At 52.9% G+C, this 5,065-nt stretch carries 6 protein-coding genes; 4 read left to right on the forward strand and 2 right to left on the reverse strand.

The window, feature by feature from the left end:
- Window positions 1-193, forward strand: a 193-nt coding sequence (locus ACP5KC_RS08645) for a hypothetical protein (RefSeq protein WP_428287293.1), incomplete at its 5' end; no start/stop codon positions are given.
- Window positions 194-269: 76 nt separating this feature from the next.
- Here the strand turns inward: ACP5KC_RS08645 and ACP5KC_RS08650 are convergent.
- Window positions 270-452 carry a hypothetical protein gene (locus ACP5KC_RS08650; RefSeq protein ID WP_428287294.1) on the reverse strand — a complete coding sequence of 61 codons (183 nt, stop codon included), beginning with the start codon at window positions 450-452 and terminating at the stop codon, window positions 270-272.
- A gap of 239 nt (window positions 453-691) precedes the next feature.
- Here ACP5KC_RS08650 and ACP5KC_RS08655 point away from each other — a divergent pair, with 239 nt between their 5' ends.
- The gene (locus ACP5KC_RS08655; RefSeq protein WP_428287295.1) at window positions 692-2,695 is read left to right on the forward strand and encodes an N-6 DNA methylase; all 2,004 of its coding nucleotides are present in this window, start codon (window positions 692-694) and stop codon (window positions 2,693-2,695) included.
- 3 nt (window positions 2,696-2,698) lie between these two features.
- Complete coding sequence (locus ACP5KC_RS08660) at window positions 2,699-3,646, forward strand: hypothetical protein (RefSeq protein ID WP_428287296.1); 948 nt, start codon at window positions 2,699-2,701, stop codon at window positions 3,644-3,646.
- Between the two features lie 676 nt (window positions 3,647-4,322).
- Here the strand turns inward: ACP5KC_RS08660 and ACP5KC_RS08665 are convergent.
- The gene (locus ACP5KC_RS08665; RefSeq protein WP_428287297.1) at window positions 4,323-4,514 is read right to left on the reverse strand and encodes a hypothetical protein; all 192 of its coding nucleotides are present in this window, start codon (window positions 4,512-4,514) and stop codon (window positions 4,323-4,325) included.
- Window positions 4,515-4,715: 201 nt separating this feature from the next.
- Between ACP5KC_RS08665 and ACP5KC_RS08670 the strand changes: the two genes are divergently transcribed.
- Window positions 4,716-4,859 (forward strand): hypothetical protein, encoded by a 144-nt coding sequence (locus tag ACP5KC_RS08670; RefSeq protein ID WP_428287298.1) that lies wholly within the window; start codon window positions 4,716-4,718, stop codon window positions 4,857-4,859.
- Window positions 4,860-5,065: the final 206 nt, after the last annotated feature.

Raw genomic sequence — 5,065 nt, forward strand, 5'->3', positions numbered from 1 at the left:
GCCTGTACGAGGTGTGGGCTCCCTGCGACGGCACCACATGGGTGAGGCCGCAGTATCCAACACCGTAGTACTTCAAATACATCGAGTAACCCTCCCGCAGAACAAAGCCCAGTCCGTGGTGAAGCTGGATTCGGTATCAAAAGAATTTTTAGGCAATCCGCTTTCTAAACAATATCGAGGAACTCTATCTTAGCCCTCTACTTACATGAACATGGGTAAATACGCTTGTCTCCTGTGAGCTACATAATGTTAAAAACGTGTGAGGGGTTTCAGGCGCGGCGGAAGAACTCGTCGAGTCTCCTAACGGGGGCACTAGACGCGCCTCTCACAGCCCTCTTCTTGGCTTTTCTAAAGGCTTGCTCCTCAGACCCTTTGAGGGCGTCGACCCTAGTCTCTCCGGCCCTCGACAGCTTCCCGACCATAGTCCTAGTGAGTATGGGTGTGAACTCCATACAATCCGCTATAAAATTTGGTAGAGGGGCTTAATAGACCATACGCTTAAATTCCGAAGGCAGATTCTTCCCTCTCAGACAGGAGAACATGTATAGAAACAACCAAGGAGACTCTTGGGAGAACAAGCCGACGCGTTTACTTGGGAGGTGCCAGGCTGTGGTTTAAGTAGGTATTACCGTACACAGATTAATAGGAGTTACCGGGACAGCTGCGCTAGAGGGGTTGTCTGGTGCTCGATTTGTCTAGGTACACTTCTCCGGGCGAGGCTTATAGACTGCTTGTAGAGTCCCTTTCTGTCATTCTCGAGGTTCACGGGGACGTCCGCGTCCTCGAAGAATTGGGGGTCAAGGCGCTGGTCGACCTCGATAAAGCCGTGAGAGACGCCGCGGCCTTGAAAGGGGGTAGCACGCCCCGCGGGCTGTACGAGGTCTCCAACCTCATAGAGGAGCGCAGGAGGAAGGTTCTGGCCGCCTACTACACGGACCCCCTCGGTGTCAAGGTCATATCCGCCCTCGCCAAGTCCTACGCCCTGGACTCGGGCTTCGAGGACGTGGTGGTAGCCGACCCCTTCATGGGCTCCGGGGTTCTGCTGGCAGGGTTCATCAAGGAGTTCGGGTGCGAGAAGGTGGGGAGGGTCATAGGCTTCGAGAAAGACCCGCTTGCCTGCCTCGTCGGCTACGCCGCGCTCCTGAGGCTGTGCGGGAGGGGTAAAGTCGAGGTCAAGTGCGGGGACACGTTCGAGATCGTCAGGCTCCAGCCCACCCTAGCCGGCTCCACAGCGAGCTACAAGTCCTGCGCCCACCTCATCCTGACCAACCCGCCGTTCACGAGGTGGGAGCTACTGGACAGCAAGTACAGGAGGATGCTGGAGAGCAGGTTTACAGCGACGCACTACTCCAAGTACATAGCGAGGAGGCAGCTAAACCTCCAGACGCTGTCCCTGTTCACAGCCGACCACATGCTGAGGGAAGGGGGGCTGCTAACCGCCGTCCTCCCAGCCTCCACGTTCTACACTATATACGGCGAGGGCGTCAAGAAGCTCTTGAGAGAGAACTACCGCATACTAGCGCTGATCCAGAAGAGGGGCGAGTCCTCCTTCTCCCTGGGCAGCGGCTTCAAGGAGGTAGTACTCGTAGCCTCGAAGTCCAAGGAGGGGAGGGGCGAGACGGCGTTCGTAACCCTCGACAGCGGTCTCGAGCCCAGCCTAGCGTACTCCTCGGGCTGGGTGAGGGCCCCCGGGGCCGAGTACGTAGACCTCCACAGCGTACCGCCCATACTCGACTTCAACTGGCTCTCCCTGTTCAACCTAGGGGCTCTAAGACCGCTCGTCAGCGCGCTCTCCACCCTGACCTCGGCGGGGAGGTTGCTCCCCCTGGCTGAGGCCATTGGAGAAGACGGCGTTATCAGGGGCGTGGAGATGTACGGGCCGGACTTCTTCCTAGTGCCCAACAAGTACTGGAGGGTCGCCGGGGTCAGCGGCGACTCCATAGCGATAAGCGGCGGCGGGGAGGTTCTAGAGCTACCTAGAGAGTACGCGGTTAAAAGCCTCAGAAAGCCAGGGCTGTACACCGACAGGATCCTCGTGGACCCCGACCACTACCTCGTCAGCATACCCCCGGTGAGCTTAGAGGAGCTCCCGAGCGGCGTGAGGAGGTACGTGGCGTGGGGTCTGAAGAGCGGCGCGGCCGCCGCGGCGGTCAGGGCCTTCGGGGAGAAGTGGTACAGCCACGTGTACAGGCAGATAGAGAGCAAGAAGCCGTTCGCGAAGCTGTTCCTCCCCGACAAAGTCGACGCGAGGTTCAGGAACAGGGGCGTCTTCGCGGTGGCGTCCGAAGCCCCCGCCTCCGCGACCAAGGACTTCTACCTAGTACTCGACGAGCCGTGCTCGCCGCTACTGACGCTCTGGTTCAACAGCAGCCTCTTCATATCGCTACTACTCTACGCCGGGAGGGCGATAAGCGAGTCGTGGACGAGGTTCCTCGAGGAGGACTACCTGAGGCTCCCCGCCCCGAGCCCGGGCACGTGTAGAGAGTACAGGGAGGAGTCCGAGAAGTTGATCAGGGAGATCTCCGCCGCGAGACTGCCCCCGCTACCACAACAGCTGGACGACCCCAGGAGGCGCAGGCTCGACGAGTTCATACTCGACGCGCTGGGGGTTCAAGGCGTAGGCGTAGACTACCTACACGAGCTACTAGCCAAGCCGCTGAGGGAGCACGCGATACGCGGCAAGCAAGGGGGGTAGCTCATGGCAAAGCCGGCTAGGAGGGGCGCAGAAATAGAGAATAGGGTGATAACTCACATAAATGAAAATACAGGCATAGGTGCAAAAATAGTAAGTTATCTAAAACAACTTACGGGGAGAGATCTCACTAGCTGTAGAGCACAGAAAACAGGCAAGTCTGAGAGGAAAGCCGATATTAAAGTAAAATGTAACAATGCTACCCTGTACATCTCAGTCAAATCGTACGAACCTAAAGCCGACTATAATCACGTAGAGAGAGGCTATGTAGACGATTATAGGTATAAATGGAACCTGCCGGAATCTGTCTATAAGGCACTGAAGTTATTTGTAGGGGAAGTAGACGAGAAAGGTAATCCTCTGCCGAGGAAACAGTTCGTGAATAAAGCTAAGGAAATTTCTAGTAATGTAAACCTCATCATAAACGAGCTTAATGAAAGGGCCAGACAGGGTCTAATAGATGAAAATGAAAAACGAGAACTAATGAAAGAAATTGAGAAGAAAGGGGTAACCCCAGGATTGATCGGTAAAATGAGAAGATTGACCTTTAACCAAATCAATCACATAGACGAGCAATTAGTTCGAGACGTTCTAAACTTCTTTAAACAAAATAAGAAATTCGTCGTGAAAAATATACTTGTTGGCGACTTAAACGAAGATTGCCTATTTTTCTTAGTAGTGAAAATTGAAAGAAACATGTGCTGCTATTATATTGCGAGAGCAAGCAGAGTAATCGAAATATATTCTCAGGGAGAGGTTACAATATCAAAGGAGGGAAACTTACTTATTGGAAAAGTCGAGTTACAAAGGAAAGGAGGCAACAGATGGACTAAAGAAAGAAAGTGGTGGGACGAAGCAGCAAACCAGATACAATTTAAAATATCTCCATCAGAGATAACCAGAGATTTTAACACAGTAATGATAGATTGTGAAATGTGCTATGAACATGAATAACTTATGAGACGTAATCCATATATTTCTACATGTTAACCTAGCTGAAAGGGGTTAAGGTAAACCGGGAGAGCTAAGTGTGACGAATAACGGGAACACGTGGGCAGGCTCTGAGGGGCATAAGGTGGTTTGCTTTCTTACCTATAGTACCTGGACGGCTCTCATATTATGCAGGTGACCAGGCTTAAGGGTTTCGGCGGTATGCGATTACACTATGATTAAAGGGTCTAAAGAGGCTTGGACGAAGGCGAGGTACGGGTGTAGCTACCATTTATTGTGGACTACCACAGCTTAGAGTATCTATAGTAGGTTGCCCGAAATGACCGTTGAGAGGTGTTCACCAGAGGTGTTACCCTGATGAAGATGATCATGTAGAAGAGGTGTCTAGAGCCGAGCTCGACCAACGTCTCGCTAGCTGGTCCAGCAATTATCTAACCATCCTAGTAGGGCAGGCGTGCCGAGCGTAGTACATCTGGTGTCTCTACTAGTTGAACTAGCTCGTCTTGATCATTGCCCACTTATAGCATGCATGGGTTACCTAATTAGGAACTTCTAATGCGTACACTATTACTTGGCCATTAAAGGGTTGTTTCGCCTTCGCTGGTAAAGCTTTTTTATGAACTTCTACAGGAATCTGCGTTGAGACGAAGGCCACCTAACACCTCACGAGGGTGGTTGATCATCTGAGAATTAGGGTAGTCTGACCTAGCTGTGGGCATGAGTTCTCCGCGAGCAGTCCGCTAGCAGTTCCGCGAACCGGCCAACATGCCAGCAAATCTAGGACATCGACTAGCGTGCTCAACCATTTTACGGCTACATGAACGGTCTTGGGGTGGTGCATCCTTGATAATAACATAGTGGTTTCGATCATCACCAAAATCATTAGGGTCGCTTGGAAAGAGGGCTCACCCTGAGGAGGCTCGGGGGGAGTTCTTTAGATAAGCCACCCAGATCTTGAGTCCCGAAAAGTTCCAAGTGAAGAACGCAGGAACATGAGTAGCCAAGTGTTAGCGACACCACCCTTCCACAGCAGGGTTGCCGTGGAGGAGTTCCGCAGCCCTGATTAGGTATGGTGTACTCAGGCTCGATAAACTCGCTACAGATGGTCACCGTGAAGTATACGCCAGCAGACTACGTGCTGAGGTTCGTGAGCGGGGCGCTGGCATTAGGGATTGTGAATAGGTTCAAGCCGGAGTATGAGGAGTGGCTTGAGTAGTTCAGGCCCGATAAGCTACAAACGGTCGACAAACCGACTAGTATAGCTGCCTGTGTCATTCAAGTTGATCTATGGGAGATTTTTAGTGAACGAGGAGTGGGCCTGCTTGGGCAGGCCCTGCGAGTATATTTGTGGGCGCGTGGCTACCACACGGATTCGTGGGGGCTGGAGGGCGGGCGACCACTAGCTACGCTCGTGAGGGGGCT

The organism is Infirmifilum sp., from assembly GCF_049970975.1.
GTDB lineage: Archaea > Thermoproteota > Thermoprotei > Thermofilales > Thermofilaceae > Thermofilum > Thermofilum uzonense.